Here is a 15,186-nt window from a genome sequence, read left to right as displayed (position 1 = left end):
GGGGCGGCCCCCGGCGTGATGTCCACGCCGGGGGCCGCCCTCTTCTTTCCGCGCTCGGGTCAGTACAGGCCCTTGAACGTGTTCCAGCCGCCCGTGCCGACCAGCACCCGGCTGCCGTACGTGCCGTTGCCCGTGGACGCGTACCGCCACAGCCTCCCGGCGGTGTCGCGGGCCAGCAGGTCGGTGCGGCCGTCGCCGGAGAGGTCGCCGGTGCCGACGAGGGCGGAGTAGGCGTTCCAGCCGCCGCCGACCTGCTCCCGCTTGGTCACGTTGCCGGCGGCGGTGCCGTAGTACCGCCACAGGACACCGGCGGAGTCCTGGCCGAGCAGGTCGCCGCGTCCGTCGCCGTTCAGGTCACCGGCGCCGGTGATCCACTTGTACAGCTTCCAGTTCGCCTTGATCCGCACCCGGGGCTTGAGGCGGTGGTCCGCCGTGCCCGCGTAGAAGTAGATGTCGCCGGTCGTGGTCTGGCGGGCGATCAGGTCGGTGTGGCCGTCGCCGTTGAGGTCGCCGGGTGACGTCAGCTGGTCGTACTGGCCCCAGCCCTGGCCGATCACCGTGTACGGCGACGAGGCGCCGACGACCTTGCCGCAGCCGGGGCGGTAGGCCCGCAGCTCGTTGCCCACCCGGACCAGTACGTCGGCGCACCGGTCGCCGTCCACGTCGCCGACGGGCACGAGCACCGAGCCGGCGGGAAACGCCCCGGCGGTCCCGGCGGTGCGGGAGTTCACGCCGCCGGTCCCGGTACCCCGGTACATCCACACGGCCCCGGCGGAGTCCGTCGCCAGCAGGTCGCCGAAGCCGTCGTCGCCCGCCATGTCCCGCCACACGGCGGTGCCTCCGGTGACCGGCACGGTCCCGGAGACGGACAGGTCGGCGCCGGCGCCGTCGGCGGGCTTCGCGGTCAGGGTCCAGGTGTAGGCGCCGTTCGGGACGTACCGCCCGGTCGCGTCCTTGCCGTCCCAGGAGGCCGACAGGAGGCCGCGGGCCTCGCCGCCGGACAGGGTGCGCACGGTCCTGCCGCTCGCCTTGTTCTTCAGGGCCAGCGTCCAGGAGGCGGCGGGCTTCGACAGCCACCAGCGTGACGTCCAGGTCTTCCCGGCCCTGATGTCCAGGGCGGACGACGTCTCCGCGTCGATCACGGCGATGCGGGAGGCCGGGACGCCCGAGGGGACGATCCGCACCCGGCGGTCCGCGCCCGCGTAGGCGACGTGTCCGCCGAAGCGGTCCACGGTCCATCCGGCCCGGGGCACGGTCCGGTCGCCCAGTTCCGCCGCGGTGACGATGACGCGCTGGGGCAGGTCCGCCTCGGTGGCACCGGCCTGGAGGCCCTCGTGCAGGTCGACGAGGGTGAGGCCGGTCGTGTCCGACTGGCGGACCAGGTAGCCGTCCCCGAGGAGCGCCTTGTCGGTGCCGACCTTCAGGGAGCGCTTGGCCTGCCGGTCGTAGACGCCGCCGCCCCGGTAGTTGGGCCAGGAGTCGTCGCACTGCCAGTACACCCAGCGCCCCACGGCCTGCAGTTCGCGGGGGACGCACCCGGCGTCGAAGGTCTCGCCCGCGGCGCCCGTCGACAGGTTCTTCGCCGTCACCGTGGTCGGGAGGTTCTGACCGGGGTCGTCCCAGCTGCTGGTGGCGCTCCACAGCTGGTTGCCCCAGACGGCCGCCGCGACGATCTCCCGCTTCTCTATGACGCGTCCGGTGTCGCCGTCCTCGAAGCGCAGGACGGCCTGCGAGCCGCCCCAGGCCTGGTCGACCACGCCGTACCGGCCGGACAGGTCGACGAGTTCGGGGCTGCCGAGTCCGGAGGTCACCCGCGGGCCCCAGGCGGAGTCGCCGTTGCGGTAGAGCATGGTGACGTCCTGCTCGGTACCGGCCTCGCGGCCGTGGTGCCCGTCGCCGGAGGCGAACATGGTCACGCAGGGGCCGCTCTCGGAGTCGCCGCAGTCGACGTCACGGCCGCTGACGAGGCCGTCGACGGTCGAGTTCAGCTCCTCGGGGCGCCCGGCGGTCTTCAGCCAGGTGCTGCGGTAGCCGCCGACGTAGGTGCCCGGCATGTAGAGCTTGGAGTCGTCGGCGGTGGTGAGGATGCCGCTGCCCAGCGAGATGCCGAACGGTTCGGCCTCCCGGTCCTCGATGTCCGCGACGCGCTTGCGGGTGACGGTGCCGTCGGCGGCGGGCGTGAGGAGGTAGTACCCCCAGTCGAGCGGGCCGTAGTCGGTGTCCTTCTCGGCGCCGGTCACCAGCAGGGAGCCGTCGGGCGTGCGGTGCAGCGAGGGGGAGGCGACGGTCAGCAGGGTCGTCGAGCGGCCCTCGGTGTCCCTGAGGGAGAGCGGGTTGCCGCGGTACTGGTTGTCGCCGGGGTTGGGCGGGGACACGGTGGCGAAGCCGTCGGCGAAGGGCAGGATCGTGTCGTCGTACGCGCCGACGTCCCGCAGGTCGAGGGTGGTCGGCTCCGCGTCCAGGTCGTCGCGGCGGTACACCTGGGCGGCGTAGGGCTGCGGGGCGCCGAGGTGGAAGACGGTGTCCTGGTCGAAGGTGACGCTCTCGCCGTGGGTGGAGAGTGTCTTCACCTTGCCGGTGGCGAGGTCGACGACCCACCACCCCTGGGACATCGTGGTGTCCTCCCACTTGATCGCGCGGACGGCCACGGACCGGGAGTCGCCGGTGCTGATGGTGAGGTTCCAGCCTTCCGGCAGGCCCTCCAGCTTCTGGTCCCGCACCTGGCCGTTCTCCGTGCGCAGCAGGTGCAGGCTCGTTTCGGCGTTCTCGGCGCCGGTGCGGGTGATGACGGTGTCGCCGTAGGTGGCGACGTACGACTGGCCCTCCGGGATCGGGACCGTGACCGTCGGTCCGTCGCCCGCCCGTTGCTGGAGCGTCACGTGCGGGGACGGGTGCGCCGCGTGGAGGGCGACGGTGTCGGAGCCGTGACCGAAGTCCCCGGGGTGCTCGGCGAAGCGGAGGCCGTCCACGTCGTAGGCGAGTGGCTTGGGCAGCCGGTGGTCGAGGACGGTCGTGGTGCCGGTGGCGTAGTCGATCCAGCGCAGGCGGTCGTCGCCCTCCTGCGCGGTGAGGAAGCCGGTCTCGCCGGTGTTGAGGACGAGGGTGGCGCGGGGCACGAAGCGGGCGCCGGGGCTGATGACGACGGGTTCGGCGGACGCCGTGGTCGTGTCGGCGGCGGTGGCCGTCCCCGTGGCGGCGCCGATGCCGGCGGTCACGGCGAGCGTGACGGTGAGAGCTGTACGGCCGAGCGCACGCCGACGGCGCACGGCCCGCTTGTCCAGCGGACGATTCACGTGTGAAGTCCCTCCCCAGGGCGCCGCGCAGGGGGCGTGTCACGATGTCGCCGCTCGTCCTGCGCGAGCAGGGGCGACAGTAGCAGGAGGTGATCACGGCGCGGCAGGGGTGAAACCCCGGCGTGACGTGCACACCGGGGCCCGACCGGGCAGGTCTAGAACGTGCCGAGCTTCACGATCGACAGCAGCGCGATGAGCTGGATGGACGACGCGCCCAGGGCCTTCGGCCAGGGGAGGTCGTGGGAGCGGCTGACCATCAGGGTGAGCAGTGCGCCGCCCGCCACCCAGGTGGCCCAGCCGAGGAGCTGCACGAACATCGCGTCGCCGCCCGCGAACATGGCGAAGACCAGGCGCGGGGCGTCGCTGAGGGACATGATCAGCATGGACAGGCCGACCGTGGGCTGCCACGCGCCGTTGCCGCCGAGCTGGCGGGCCAGCGTGTGGGTGACCACGCCGAGGATGAACGCGCTGAGCACCATCGCCACGGCCGTCGTCAGCACGATCGGGATCGCGTTGGACAGCGTCGCGTTGATGGCGTCCTCGCGGGCGCCGTCGAAGCCGAAGACGGCGAGCAGGCCGTAGAGGAACGTCACGATGAGGGCCGGGCCCCACACCGTGTAGTCGCGCATCTGGAAGAACGTCCGCTGCGGGGACGTGACGATGCCCTTCAGCAGGTCCTTCCAGGGCAGCCGGGGGCCGACCGGGCCGGGGGGCGCCTGGTAGGTGTCGTCCGGGTGGTAGTGGTCGTCGATCGAGAAGGCCTGGGTGTGGCCGGGGTTGTTGGCCGCGTACGGGTCGTGCGGGGCGCCGTGCGGGCCGGGAGGGTAGCCGCCGTCGCCGAAGTACTCCGGCTCGCCGTGCCCGCCGTAGCCGCGCGGGCCGCCCTGACCGGCGTGCGGCTGCGGCCACGGGCTTGCGCCCCTGCCGTGTCCGTGGGCGGGCGGCTGCGGCGCCGGGGGGTAGCCGTACGGCGGCGCCGGCGGTGTCTGCTGCCCGTGCGGGGGGTGGGGCGGCCGCGCCTGAGGCGCCCCGTCGTTGTTCCGTCCGCGTCCGATCCTGAATCCAGCCACGTCCTTGAACGTACCTGTTCCCGGGCGGCCGTGTGTCCGGGGCCGGCCACCCGGCGGGGCATTGCTGCCGAGCTGTGACATCCCCTAAGGGGAGTACCCGGACCCGTACCCGGGCCCACCCCGAGGCGGGCCCGGCGGGGGTGTCAGGAGGTGGTGTTCGACGGGCCGAAGAACTCGATCTCGGCGATCGCCACCTGCTTCTCCGGGCCGGCGCCGTAGGCCGACCGCAGGACGAAGCGCACGGCCGTCACCTCGCCGACCCGGAACGACCGGCGCTGGCCGCCCGCGCTCTGGTCCAGGGTGAGGGTCCGGGTGATCTTCTCGCCGTCGGCGCGGGTGATCCGCGCGTCGATGCGGCGCGGGAGGGCGGACTCCGACAGCTCGTTCGCGCGGGTGGAGGCGCCGGGGGTGATCACGAGGTCCAGCGGGCGGGTCGGCTGGTCGAAGGTGACCTCCAGCCACTCGCCCTCCGCGGCCTGCGAGATGCCGGGGCCCCACCAGGTGTTGTTCAGCTTGTCGAAGGCGAGGTCCGCGCCGTGCCCGGTGTACGAGCGGGACGCCTTCACGGCGGACGGGCCGACCGGGGCGCGCTTGGCGAAGTGGTCGCGGGTGGCCTGGATCATCGTGCCCAGGTTCATCACCAGGGCGACGACCGGGCCGATCACGACGGCGGCGACGGCCCAGTTCCAGACCCGGCCGAAGCCCCGGCGCAGGCGCGGGTGTTCGCCCGCCCAGGCCGGCTCGGCGGTGCGGTCGGCGAACATCCGGCGCCACCACGGCAGCCGCTGCGGGGCGTCCTCGCCGCGGCTCATCGACATGGCGCAGCGCGAGCAGAAGTGCCGTTCGGGGCGGTTGAGGGTGGAGCACCAGGGGCACGGGGAGCCGCCCTCCGCGTCCGCCTGCGGGCCCACGGCGCGGACCTGGGGGCGGCGGCCGGACTGCTGCGGGGGACGCCGGGCGGGGCCGAGACGATCGCCGCGCTGATCGCGCACGGCAGGCTGCTGCTCGGGTTTCGGGAGCGCTCCCAGGCGCGGGAGGTGCTGCACGAGGCGGTGGAGCACGCGGAACGCCTCGGCGCGGTGCGGCTGCGCGGCGTGGCGGAGGACCTGCTCCACGAGGGGGGCGCCCGTCGCCCCGGCGCCCCCCGCACGGGCCCGGCCGCCCTGACCGACAGTGAACGCCGCATCGCCGGCCTGGCGGCCGAGGGCCGCACCAACGCGGAGATCGCGGCCTCCCTCCACCTGGCCCGCCGCACGGTCGAGACCCACCTGACGGCGGCCTACCGCAAACTCGGCATCACCCGCCGCACGGAGCTCCCGTCGGCCCTCCCCCCGCCGTCCCCCTACGGGCCTCCGGCCCGCGTGGGGTGAGGGGCCGCGCGGGGTGAGGGGCCGCGCGGGGTGAGGGGCCGCGCCGCCGCACCGGTTCCGCCCCCGGGAGACGCCGAAGGGGCCGCCCCCGGGCGGCCCCTTCACTGCACGGTGTGCGTTACTTCACCGGCTCCGGCTCGGGAGCCGGCTCCGACTCCTCCTCGCCCGCCGGGTCGATCGGGGTCTTGACCGACTCCAGCAGGAGCTGGGCGACGTCGACGACCTGGGTCGACTCCTTCGCCTTGCCGTCGTTCTTCTTGCCGTTGACCGAGTCGGTCAGCATGACCAGGCAGAACGGGCAGGCGGTGGAGATGATGTCCGGGTCGAGGGAGAGGGCCTCGTCGACGCGCTCGTTGTTGATGCGCTTGCCGATCCGCTCCTCCATCCACATCCGGGCGCCGCCGGCGCCGCAGCAGAAGCCGCGCTCCTTGTGGCGGTGCATCTCCTCGTTGCGCAGGCCCGGGACCTTGCCGATGATCTCGCGCGGCGGCGTGTAGATCTTGTTGTGGCGGCCCAGGTAGCACGGGTCGTGGTAGGTGATGAGGCCCTCGACCGGGGTGACCGGGATCAGCTTGCCCTCGTCCACCAGGTGCTGCAGCAGCTGCGTGTGGTGGATGACCTCGTAGTCGCCGCCGAGCTGCGGGTACTCGTTGCCGAGGGTGTTGAGGCAGTGCGGGCAGGTCGCGACGATCTTCTTCGCCGACTTGGGCTTGCGGGACTCCTCGGTCACCTTGCCGTCGTCGTCCGTCTCCTCGCCGAACGCCGTGTTCAGCGCCATGACGTTCTCCATGCCGAGCTCCTGGAACAGGGGCTCGTTGCCGAGGCGGCGGGCGGAGTCACCGGTGCACTTCTCGTCGCCGCCCATGATCGCGAACTTCACGCCCGCGATGTGCAGCAGCTCCGCGAAGGCCTTGGTGGTCTTCTTGGCGCGGTCCTCCAGGGCGCCGGCGCAGCCGACCCAGTACAGGTACTCGACCTCGGACAGGTCCTCGATGTCCTTGCCGACCACCGGGACCTCGAAGTCGACCTCCTTGGTCCACTCCAGGCGCTGCTTCTTCGCCAGGCCCCAGGGGTTGCCCTTCTTCTCCAGGTTCTTGAGCATCGTGCCCGCCTCGGACGGGAACGCGGACTCGATCATGACCTGGTAGCGGCGCATGTCGACGATGTGGTCGACGTGCTCGATGTCCACCGGGCACTGCTCGACGCAGGCGCCGCAGGTGGTGCAGGACCACAGCACGTCCGGGTCGATGACGCCGTTCTCCTCGGCGGTGCCGATCAGCGGGCGCTCGGCCTCGGCGAGGGCGGCGGCGGGCACGCCGGCCAGCTGCTCCTCGGACGCCTTCTCCTCGCCCTCCATGGTCTTGCCGCCGCCGGCCAGCAGGTACGGGGCCTTGGCGTGCGCGTGGTCGCGCAGCGACATGATCAGCAGCTTCGGGGAGAGCGGCTTGCCGGTGTTCCACGCGGGGCACTGCGACTGGCAGCGGCCGCACTCGGTGCAGGTGGAGAAGTCCAGCAGGCCCTTCCAGGAGAACTGCTCGACCTGGGAGACGCCGAAGACGTCGTCGTCACCGGGGTCGGTGAAGTCGATCGGCTTGCCGCCGGAGGTCATCGGCTGCAGGGCGCCCAGCGCGGTGGAACCGTCGGCCTCGCGCTTGAACCAGATGTTGGGGAAGGCGAGGAAGCGGTGCCAGGCGACACCCATGTTGAGGGTGAGCGAGACGACGATCATCCAGACGAACGACGTCCCGATCTTGATCATGGCGGTCAGGTAGACCAGGTTCTGCAGCGTCTCGACGGACAGGCCGTCGAAGGCGAGGACCAGCGGGTACGAGGCGAAGTACGCGGGCTCGTAGCTGTCGACGTGGTGCAGGGCGCCCTCGAGGCCGCGCAGCACGTAGATGGCGAGGCCGATGGTGAGGATGACGGCCTCGACGAAGTACGCCTGGCCGGACTTGGAGCCGGTGAAGCGGGACTTGCGGCCGGGCCGGGTCGGCAGGCTGAGCAGGCGGATCACGATCAGCACCGCGATGCCCAGGACCGTCATGACGCCGATGAACTCGATGTACATCTCGAACGGCAGGAAGCCGCCGATGACCGGCAGCACCCAGTCGGCCTGGAAGAGCTGGCCGAAGGCCTGGGCGAGGGTCGGCGGCAGCGTCAGGAAGCCGACGGCGACGAACCAGTGGGCGATGCCGACGATGCCCCACCGGTTCATGCGGGTGTGGCCGAGGAACTCCCGCACCAGGGTCACACTGCGCTGGTAGGGATTGTCGGTCCGGGCGCCGGCCGGGACCGGCTGGCCCAGCTTGAAGTACCGGACGAACTGGCCGATCGCGCGTGCGAGCAGCGCAACGCCGACCACGGCCAGGACCAGCGACACGATGATCGCGGCGAGTTGCATGGGGGCTCCTCGGGCCTGCGAGGGGTTCAGGGGGTGGAGTGGCTTGTCGGGGGCTTCGCCGGGGTGCGCCGTCCGGCTTCCCCGAGATTACTAAGCGGTAACTTATGCAGTCCGTCTGAGACTACCCCCATCTTCGGCCGCACTGTAGCCGGGCGCGGGGTGATCTGAGTCGCTGAGGGTTGCCTGTGCGGACGACCCGTGCACTCGCCCCGCACACCCACAAGGGTGCCAGGTGAGGGTCCCGGCGACCGTCCCGGGTGGCGTCCGGGATCCGATCGTGTTATTCACGCTAAATCGGTCGATACGCCCCTAACTTATATCCGTGCTCTCCGGGATCGCCGCCGCCGCCACCGCACTGCTGCTCTCCGCCCTCCTCACCGGGGTGCTGCGGGTCCCCGCGCTGCGCCTCGGGATCACCGACCGCAGGCGGCGCCGGGCCGTGCCGCTGTCCGGGGGGACGGCCGTCGCCCTGGCCACCGCCCTGGTCGCGACGGCCGCCGACGCCACCGGTCTGGTGCCCCTCGGCGCCGGGGTGGGGCGGATGGTGGCCGCCGCCGGCTGCGTCGCGGCGCTCGGGCTGGCCGCCGACGTCTGGCGGCTGCGCCGGTGGGTCGCGCCGGCCGGTACGGCGGTGGCGGCGGCCTTCGTCGTGCCGTACGGCGAGACCGGGGTGGCGGGCGGGGTGCTGGCCGCCGGGTGGATCGTGGCCGCGACCGTCGCCTTCCGGGGGCTGGACCACGCCGACGGGCTGGCCGGCACGGTCGGCGCGGTGGGCGCGTTCGGGGCCGCCGCGTGCGCCACGGCCGAGCTGATGGACGGGCTGGCCGCGCTGCTGGGCGTGCTGGCCGCCGCGCTCGCCGGTTTCCTGCTGCACAACTGGTTCCCCGCGCGGGCGGGCCTCGGGGCCGGCGGCGCGCTGTTCACCGGTTTCGTGCTGGCGTCGTCGGAGGTGTTCGTCCGGGCCGGGCAGGGGATCGGCGCCGGTGTCGCCGTGGTGTCCGCGCTGACGGCGCTGGCGTGTGCGGACGCCGTCCTGGTGGTACTCGGGCGGCGCCTCGACCGCCGTCCGGTCACGCGCGGGCGGCCGGACCACCTCGGGCACCGGCTGCGGCGGCTGGGCCTCGCGCCCCGCGCGGTGCCGGTGCTGCTGGGCGCCGGGTCCGCGGGGGCGGCGCTGGTCGGGGTGTGCGTGCACACGGGCGGGCTGTCCCCGGGGGCGGCGGGGTGGGTCGCGGCGGCCGCCGCGGTGCTCGTCCTGGTGCTGGTGAGGCGCCCCGTCACCCCTGTTTTCCATCCGCGTCAACGTGTCGCCAGTGCGTCGTCGCAGGTCAGCGAGCGGTTGCGTGTAAGGAGCGGATAAGAGTTGAGTCTGGCTGACTCAGCTCTGTTGACCCGACGGCGGACGTCATGCATGCTTGAGTCTGTTCCACTCAAGTCAGCTGGAGGAATCGAAATGGCACGTGCGGTCGGCATCGACCTGGGCACGACTAACTCCGTCGTCAGCGTTCTGGAGGGCGGCGAGCCCACCGTCATCACCAACGCCGAGGGCGCCAGGACCACGCCTTCCGTCGTCGCCTTCGCCAAGAACGGTGAGGTGCTGGTCGGTGAGGTGGCCAAGCGCCAGGCCGTGACCAACGTCGACAGGACCATCCGGTCGGTCAAGCGCCACATGGGCACCGGCTGGAAGATCAACCTGGACGGCAAGGACTTCAACCCGCAGCAGATCAGCGCCTTCGTGCTGCAGAAGCTGAAGCGGGACGCCGAGGCGTACCTGGGCGAGAAGGTGACCGACGCGGTCATCACCGTCCCGGCGTACTTCAACGACGCCGAGCGCCAGGCGACCAAGGAGGCCGGCGAGATCGCCGGTCTGAACGTGCTGCGCATCGTCAACGAGCCGACGGCCGCCGCCCTGGCGTACGGCCTCGACAAGGACGACCAGACCATCCTCGTCTTCGACCTCGGCGGCGGTACCTTCGACGTCTCCCTCCTGGAGATCGGCGACGGTGTCGTCGAGGTGAAGGCCACCAACGGTGACAACAACCTCGGTGGTGACGACTGGGACCAGCGCGTCGTCGACTACCTGGTCAAGCAGTTCCAGGCCGGTCACGGCGTGGACCTGGCCAAGGACAAGATGGCGCTGCAGCGTCTGCGCGAGGCCGCCGAGAAGGCGAAGATCGAGCTGTCCTCGTCCACCGAGACCTCGATCAACCTCCCCTACATCACCGCCTCCGCCGAGGGCCCCCTGCACCTCGACGAGAAGCTGACCCGCGCCCAGTTCCAGCAGCTGACCGCGGACCTGCTCGAGCGCTGCAAGACCCCGTTCAACAACGTCATCAAGGACGCCGGAATCGCCGTCAGCGAGATCGACCACGTCGTCCTGGTCGGCGGTTCGACCCGCATGCCCGCCGTCGCCGAGCTCGTCAAGGAGCTGACCGGCGGCAAGGAGGCCAACAAGGGCGTCAACCCGGACGAGGTCGTCTCCATCGGCGCCGCGCTCCAGGCCGGTGTCCTCAAGGGCGAGGTCAAGGACGTCCTCCTGCTCGACGTCACCCCGCTGTCCCTCGGCATCGAGACCAAGGGCGGCATCATGACCAAGCTGATCGAGCGCAACACCACGATCCCGACCAAGCGCTCGGAGATCTTCACCACGGCCGAGGACAACCAGCCGTCCGTGCAGATCCAGGTCTACCAGGGCGAGCGCGAGATCGCGGCGTACAACAAGAAGCTGGGCATGTTCGAGCTGACCGGTCTGCCGCCGGCGCCGCGCGGCGTCCCGCAGATCGAGGTCTCCTTCGACATCGACGCCAACGGCATCATGCACGTCACGGCGAAGGACCTCGGCACCGGCAAGGAGCAGAAGATGACCGTCACCGGCGGTTCGTCGCTCCCGAAGGACGAGGTCGAGCGGATGCGCCAGGAGGCCGAGAAGTACGCGGAGGAGGACCACGCCCGCCGCGAGGCCGCCGAGACGCGCAACCAGGGCGAGCAGCTCGTCTACCAGACCGAGAAGTTCCTCACGGACAACGCGGACAAGGTGCCCGGCGAGATCAAGACCGAGGTCGAGGCCGCCGTCGCCGAGCTGAAGGAGAAGCTCAAGGGCGAGGACACCGCCGAGATCCGCACGGCCACCGAGAAGGTCGCGGCCGTCTCGCAGAAGCTGGGCCAGGCCATGTACGCCGACGCCCAGGGCGCGCAGGCCGCGGGCGGCGCGTCCGCCGGCGCCGGTGAGGCCAAGGCCGACGACGACGTCGTCGACGCCGAGATCGTCGACGAGGACCGCAAGGACGGTGCGGCGTGACGGAAGAGACCCCGGGCTTCGACGAGCAGCAGCCCGATGTCCCTTCCGGCGCACCGTCCGAGGACGCCGAGCCGCAGGCCGCCGCTCCCGCTGAGGAGGAGGCGGCCCCGGCCGGGGACACGGAGCAGAACGCCGCTCTGGTGGCTCAGCTGGACCAGGCCCGCACCGCGCTGAACGAGCGCACCGCGGACCTCCAGCGCCTCCAGGCCGAGTTCCAGAACTACCGCCGCCGGGTGGAGCGTGACCGGGCAGCGGTCAAGGAGACCGCCGTGGCGAATCTCCTGTCCGAACTGCTCCCGGTGCTCGACGACATCGGCCGGGCGCGGGACCACGGCGAGCTGGTCGGCGGCTTCAAGTCGGTCGCCGAGTCGCTGGAGACCACGGTGGCGAAGCTGGGCCTCCAGCAGTTCGGCAAGGAGGGCGAGCCCTTCGACCCGACGATCCACGAGGCCCTGATGCACTCCTACGCGCCGGACGTCACCGAGACGACGTGCGTGGCGATCCTGCAGCCGGGGTACCGCATCGGCGAGCGCACCATCCGCCCCGCGCGGGTGGCCGTCGCCGAGCCGCAGCCCGGCGCGCAGACGGTCAAGCCCGCCGAGGAGAGCGCCGAGGACCGGGCCGACGCGGAGAACAAGGAGAACGGTGGCCCGGAGGAGGGCTGACGTTATAGCTGACGCAGGGAAGGAGGGACGTCGGGGATGAGCACCAAGGACTTCATCGAGAAGGACTACTACAAGGTCCTCGGCGTCCCCAAGGACGCCACCGAGGCCGAGATCAAGAAGGCGTACCGGAAGCTCGCCCGCGAGTACCACCCGGACGCCAACAAGGGGAACGCCAAGGCGGAGGAGCGGTTCAAGGAGATCTCCGAGGCGAACGACGTCCTCGGGGACCCCAAGAAGCGCAAGGAGTACGACGAGGCGCGCGCCCTCTTCGGCAACGGCGGGTTCCGCCCGGGGCCGGGCGCGGGCGGCGGCACCTTCAACTTCGACCTGGGCGACCTCTTCGGAGGTCAGGCCGGCGGCCAGGCGGGCGGCTTCGGCGGCGGCCTCGGTGACGTCTTCGGGGGCCTGTTCAACCGGGGCGGCACGGGGACCTCGCGGACCCAGCCGCGCCGGGGCCAGGACATCGAGTCCGAGGTGACGCTCAGCTTCACCGAGGCGATCGAGGGCGCGACCGTTCCGCTGCGGATGTCGTCGCAGTCGCCCTGCAAGGCCTGTTCGGGCACCGGCGACAAGAACGGCACACCGCGCGTGTGCCCGACCTGCGTCGGCACCGGACAGGTGGCGCGGGGCTCCGGCGGCGGCTTCTCGCTGACCGACCCGTGCCCGGACTGCAAGGGCCGCGGCCTGATCGCGGAGGAGCCCTGCGAGGTCTGCAAGGGCAGCGGCCGGGCCAAGTCCTCGCGGACGATGCAGGTGCGCATCCCCGCGGGGGTCAGCGACGGCCAGCGGATCCGGCTGCGCGGCAAGGGGGCGCCCGGCGAGCGCGGCGGCCCCGCGGGCGACCTGTACGTCGTCGTGCACGTCGGCGCCCACCCGGTGTTCGGCCGCAAGGGCGACAACCTGACGGTCACCGTGCCGGTCACGTATCCCGAGGCGGCCCTCGGCGGCGAGATCCGGGTGCCGACGCTGGGCGGTCCGCCGGTGACGCTGAAGCTGCCTCCGGGCACGCCCAACGGGCGCACCATGCGCGCCCGCGGCAAGGGGGCGGTCCGCAAGGACGGCACCCGCGGTGATCTGCTGGTCACCGTCGAGGTGAGTGTTCCCAGGGACCTGTCGGGGAAGGCTCGTGACGCCCTGGAGGCGTATCGCGAGGCAACCGCGGACCAGGATCCGCGGGCGGAGCTGTTCCAGGCCGCGAAGGGAGCTTGATGCGATGGACGGCCGTCGACGCAATCCGTACGAACTGACCCAGGACACCCCGGTCTACGTCATTTCGGTGGCGGCGCAGCTCTCCGGTCTCCACCCGCAGACACTGCGTCAGTACGACCGGCTGGGGCTTGTGTCGCCGGACCGCACGGCGGGCCGGGGCCGCCGCTACTCGGCCCGTGACATCGAACTGCTCCGTCAGGTGCAGCAGTTGTCGCAGGACGAGGGCATCAACCTGGCCGGAATCAAGCGCATCATCGAACTGGAGAACCAGGTCGCCGCCCTCCAGGCCCGCGTGGCCGAACTGGAGGACGCGCTCGACGGCGCGGCGGCGGCGATGCGTCAGCGTGAGGCCGCCGTGCACGCCTCGTACCGCCGTGACCTGGTGCCTTACCAGGAAGTGCAGCAGACCAGCGCGTTGGTGGTCTGGCGCCCCAAGCGCCAGCAGCAGTCGGACTGACCGCGCGCGGACGCGGAGAGGGGCCCGGGAGTCCATGCGACCCCCGGGCCCCTTCTCTCATGTCTGAGCACACCTGTGGCTATGGTATGCCTGCGTGTCCAGGTGATCCTCGCGGTGTGTCCGCAGGACTTTCACGAGTTCAGCGCGCCGTGTCGTGTCCATCTCGTTAAGTGGTTGCCCCTTGACGCGGATGGGCGCCAAAGCGTTGGCTTTTCAGTCACATGGGCCGCAAAGCTGTGCCCACGTCCAAAACGCACCTGAAGTGAGCCCTCGCATGCGTCGTATCGCCATATCCGTGGCCGCCGTCTCCATGTCCGTCACGCTCGCCGGCTGCGGCCTCGGCGCGGCGGGCAGCAGCGACGACGCGAGCCCCGCCAAGGGGGACGACATCACGGTGGGCCTGCTCCTCCCGGAGAAGGCCAACACGCGGTACGAGCAGTTCGACTACCCCATCTTCAAGAAGAAGGTGGAGTCGCTCACCGACAACAAGGGCAAGGTCGAGTACGCCAACGCCGAGGCGGACGCCGACAGGCAGGCCGACCAGATGCAGAGCATGATCGACAAGAAGGTCGACGTCATCGTGCTGGACGCGGTGGACTCGCACGCCATCGCGGAGAGCGTCACCAAGGCCAAGGACGCGGGCATTCCGGTCATCGCCTACGACCGGCTCGCCGAGGGTCCGATCGACGCGTACATCTCCTTCGACAACTCGCTGGTCGGTGAGGTGCAGGGGCGCACCCTGCTGGAGGCGCTCGGCGGCGACCTGAGCATCACCGACAAGATCGTGATGATGAACGGCTCGTCCACCGACCCCAACGCCAAGCAGTTCAAGGCGGGCGCGCTGTCCGAGCTCAAGGGCAAGGTCACCATCGCCAAGTCCTTCGACACCAAGGACTGGGACCCCAAGAACGCCGAGAAGAACATGTCCGAGGCGATCAGCGAGATCGGCCTGGAGAACATCGAGGGCATCTACTCCGCCAACGACGGCATGGCGGGCGGCATCGTCAAGGCGCTGCGCGCCGCCGGCGCGACCGAGCTGCCGCCCATCACCGGCCAGGACGCGGAGATCGCCGCGGTGCAGCGGATCGTGGCCGGCGAGCAGTACATGAGCGTGTACAAGTCCTACCCGGAGGAGGCCGAGAGCGCCGCGGAGATGGCCGTGGCGCGGGTCCAGGGCCGGGACATCCAGTTCGACGCGCTCACCCGCGACCGCGTCGACAGCCCCACCCGGCAGGACATCCCGGCACAGCTGGTGCCGGTGGTCGCGCTGACGAAGGACAACATCCGGGACACCGTGATCGCCGACGGGTTCTACGAGGTGTCGGACATCTGCACCGGGGAGTACAAGGCCGCGTGCGCGGAGATCGGCCTGAAGTAACAGCCGCACGAATCCGGCCACCGGCCGGTCTCCCGGGCCGGCGCG

The 15,186-nt window shown here is 71.4% G+C and carries 11 protein-coding genes; 7 read left to right on the top strand and 4 right to left on the bottom strand.

Annotation, left to right across the window (positions count from 1 at the left end):
* Positions 1 to 59 precede the first annotated feature (59 nt).
* From C1708_RS15660 to C1708_RS35085, 3 genes are all read right to left on the bottom strand, one after another.
* The gene (locus tag C1708_RS15660; protein ID WP_106413263.1) at positions 60 to 3,293 is read right to left on the bottom strand and encodes an FG-GAP-like repeat-containing protein; all 3,234 of its coding nucleotides are present in this window, start codon (positions 3,291 to 3,293) and stop codon (positions 60 to 62) included.
* Between the two features lie 155 nt (positions 3,294 to 3,448).
* The gene (locus C1708_RS15655) at positions 3,449 to 4,444 is read right to left on the bottom strand and encodes a Yip1 family protein (protein ID WP_106413262.1); all 996 of its coding nucleotides are present in this window, start codon (positions 4,442 to 4,444) and stop codon (positions 3,449 to 3,451) included.
* A gap of 62 nt (positions 4,445 to 4,506) precedes the next feature.
* Positions 4,507 to 5,181, bottom strand: coding sequence for an NADase-type glycan-binding domain-containing protein (locus tag C1708_RS35085; RefSeq protein WP_241911261.1), 675 nt, complete (start codon positions 5,179 to 5,181; stop codon positions 4,507 to 4,509).
* A gap of 18 nt (positions 5,182 to 5,199) precedes the next feature.
* On the opposite strand from C1708_RS35085, the gene C1708_RS35080 reads away from it, so the two are divergent.
* Positions 5,200 to 5,733 carry a LuxR C-terminal-related transcriptional regulator gene (locus C1708_RS35080; RefSeq protein ID WP_502696064.1) on the top strand — a complete coding sequence of 178 codons (534 nt, stop codon included), beginning with the start codon at positions 5,200 to 5,202 and terminating at the stop codon, positions 5,731 to 5,733.
* A gap of 118 nt (positions 5,734 to 5,851) precedes the next feature.
* Here the strand turns inward: C1708_RS35080 and C1708_RS15645 are convergent, their stop codons facing one another.
* The gene (locus C1708_RS15645) at positions 5,852 to 8,134 is read right to left on the bottom strand and encodes a heterodisulfide reductase-related iron-sulfur binding cluster (protein WP_106413261.1); all 2,283 of its coding nucleotides are present in this window, start codon (positions 8,132 to 8,134) and stop codon (positions 5,852 to 5,854) included.
* A 322-nt stretch (positions 8,135 to 8,456) separates the two neighbouring features.
* On the opposite strand from C1708_RS15645, the gene C1708_RS15640 reads away from it, so the two are divergent.
* The 6 genes from C1708_RS15640 to C1708_RS15615 all read left to right on the top strand — a co-directional run bounded on the left by C1708_RS15640 (position 8,457) and on the right by C1708_RS15615 (position 15,141).
* Positions 8,457 to 9,494 (top strand): MraY family glycosyltransferase, encoded by a 1,038-nt coding sequence (locus tag C1708_RS15640; protein WP_106413260.1) that lies wholly within the window; start codon positions 8,457 to 8,459, stop codon positions 9,492 to 9,494.
* A gap of 93 nt (positions 9,495 to 9,587) precedes the next feature.
* Positions 9,588 to 11,432 carry a molecular chaperone DnaK gene (gene dnaK / locus C1708_RS15635; protein WP_106413259.1) on the top strand — a complete coding sequence of 615 codons (1,845 nt, stop codon included), beginning with the start codon at positions 9,588 to 9,590 and terminating at the stop codon, positions 11,430 to 11,432.
* Positions 11,429 to 12,097, top strand: coding sequence for a nucleotide exchange factor GrpE (grpE, locus tag C1708_RS15630; RefSeq protein ID WP_106413258.1), 669 nt, complete (start codon positions 11,429 to 11,431; stop codon positions 12,095 to 12,097). Before dnaK ends, grpE begins: the two co-directional genes overlap by 4 nt.
* A 36-nt stretch (positions 12,098 to 12,133) precedes the next feature.
* Positions 12,134 to 13,306 carry a molecular chaperone DnaJ gene (gene dnaJ / locus C1708_RS15625; RefSeq protein WP_106413257.1) on the top strand — a complete coding sequence of 391 codons (1,173 nt, stop codon included), beginning with the start codon at positions 12,134 to 12,136 and terminating at the stop codon, positions 13,304 to 13,306.
* Positions 13,307 to 13,310: 4 nt separating this feature from the next.
* Positions 13,311 to 13,763 (top strand): heat shock protein transcriptional repressor HspR, encoded by a 453-nt coding sequence (locus C1708_RS15620; RefSeq protein ID WP_006134641.1) that lies wholly within the window; start codon positions 13,311 to 13,313, stop codon positions 13,761 to 13,763.
* Positions 13,764 to 14,037: 274 nt separating this feature from the next.
* A complete protein-coding gene (locus tag C1708_RS15615; RefSeq protein ID WP_241911260.1) occupies positions 14,038 to 15,141 on the top strand; it encodes a substrate-binding domain-containing protein in 1,104 nt (367 codons plus the stop codon).
* Positions 15,142 to 15,186: the final 45 nt, after the last annotated feature.

Source organism: Streptomyces sp. DH-12 (genome assembly GCF_002899455.1).
Lineage (GTDB): Bacteria > Actinomycetota > Actinomycetes > Streptomycetales > Streptomycetaceae > Streptomyces.
This window is presented reverse-complemented; position numbering and strand designations above follow the sequence as displayed.

Excerpts from the sequence above, each read along its gene's own strand:
- C1708_RS15655 (WP_106413262.1), bottom strand. The coding sequence starts at position 4,444 with ATGTCACAGCTCGGCAGCAATGCCCCGCCGGGTGGCCGGCCCCGGACA.
- C1708_RS35085 (WP_241911261.1), bottom strand. The coding sequence starts at position 5,181 with ATGTCGATGAGCCGCGGCGAGGACGCCCCGCAGCGGCTGCCGTGGTGG.
- C1708_RS15645 (WP_106413261.1), bottom strand. The coding sequence starts at position 8,134 with ATGCAACTCGCCGCGATCATCGTGTCGCTGGTCCTGGCCGTGGTCGGC.
- dnaK (WP_106413259.1), top strand. The coding sequence starts at position 9,588 with ATGGCACGTGCGGTCGGCATCGACCTGGGCACGACTAACTCCGTCGTC.
- dnaJ (WP_106413257.1), top strand. The coding sequence starts at position 12,134 with ATGAGCACCAAGGACTTCATCGAGAAGGACTACTACAAGGTCCTCGGC.
- C1708_RS15620 (WP_006134641.1), top strand. The coding sequence starts at position 13,311 with ATGGACGGCCGTCGACGCAATCCGTACGAACTGACCCAGGACACCCCG.
- C1708_RS15615 (WP_241911260.1), top strand. The coding sequence starts at position 14,038 with ATGCGTCGTATCGCCATATCCGTGGCCGCCGTCTCCATGTCCGTCACG.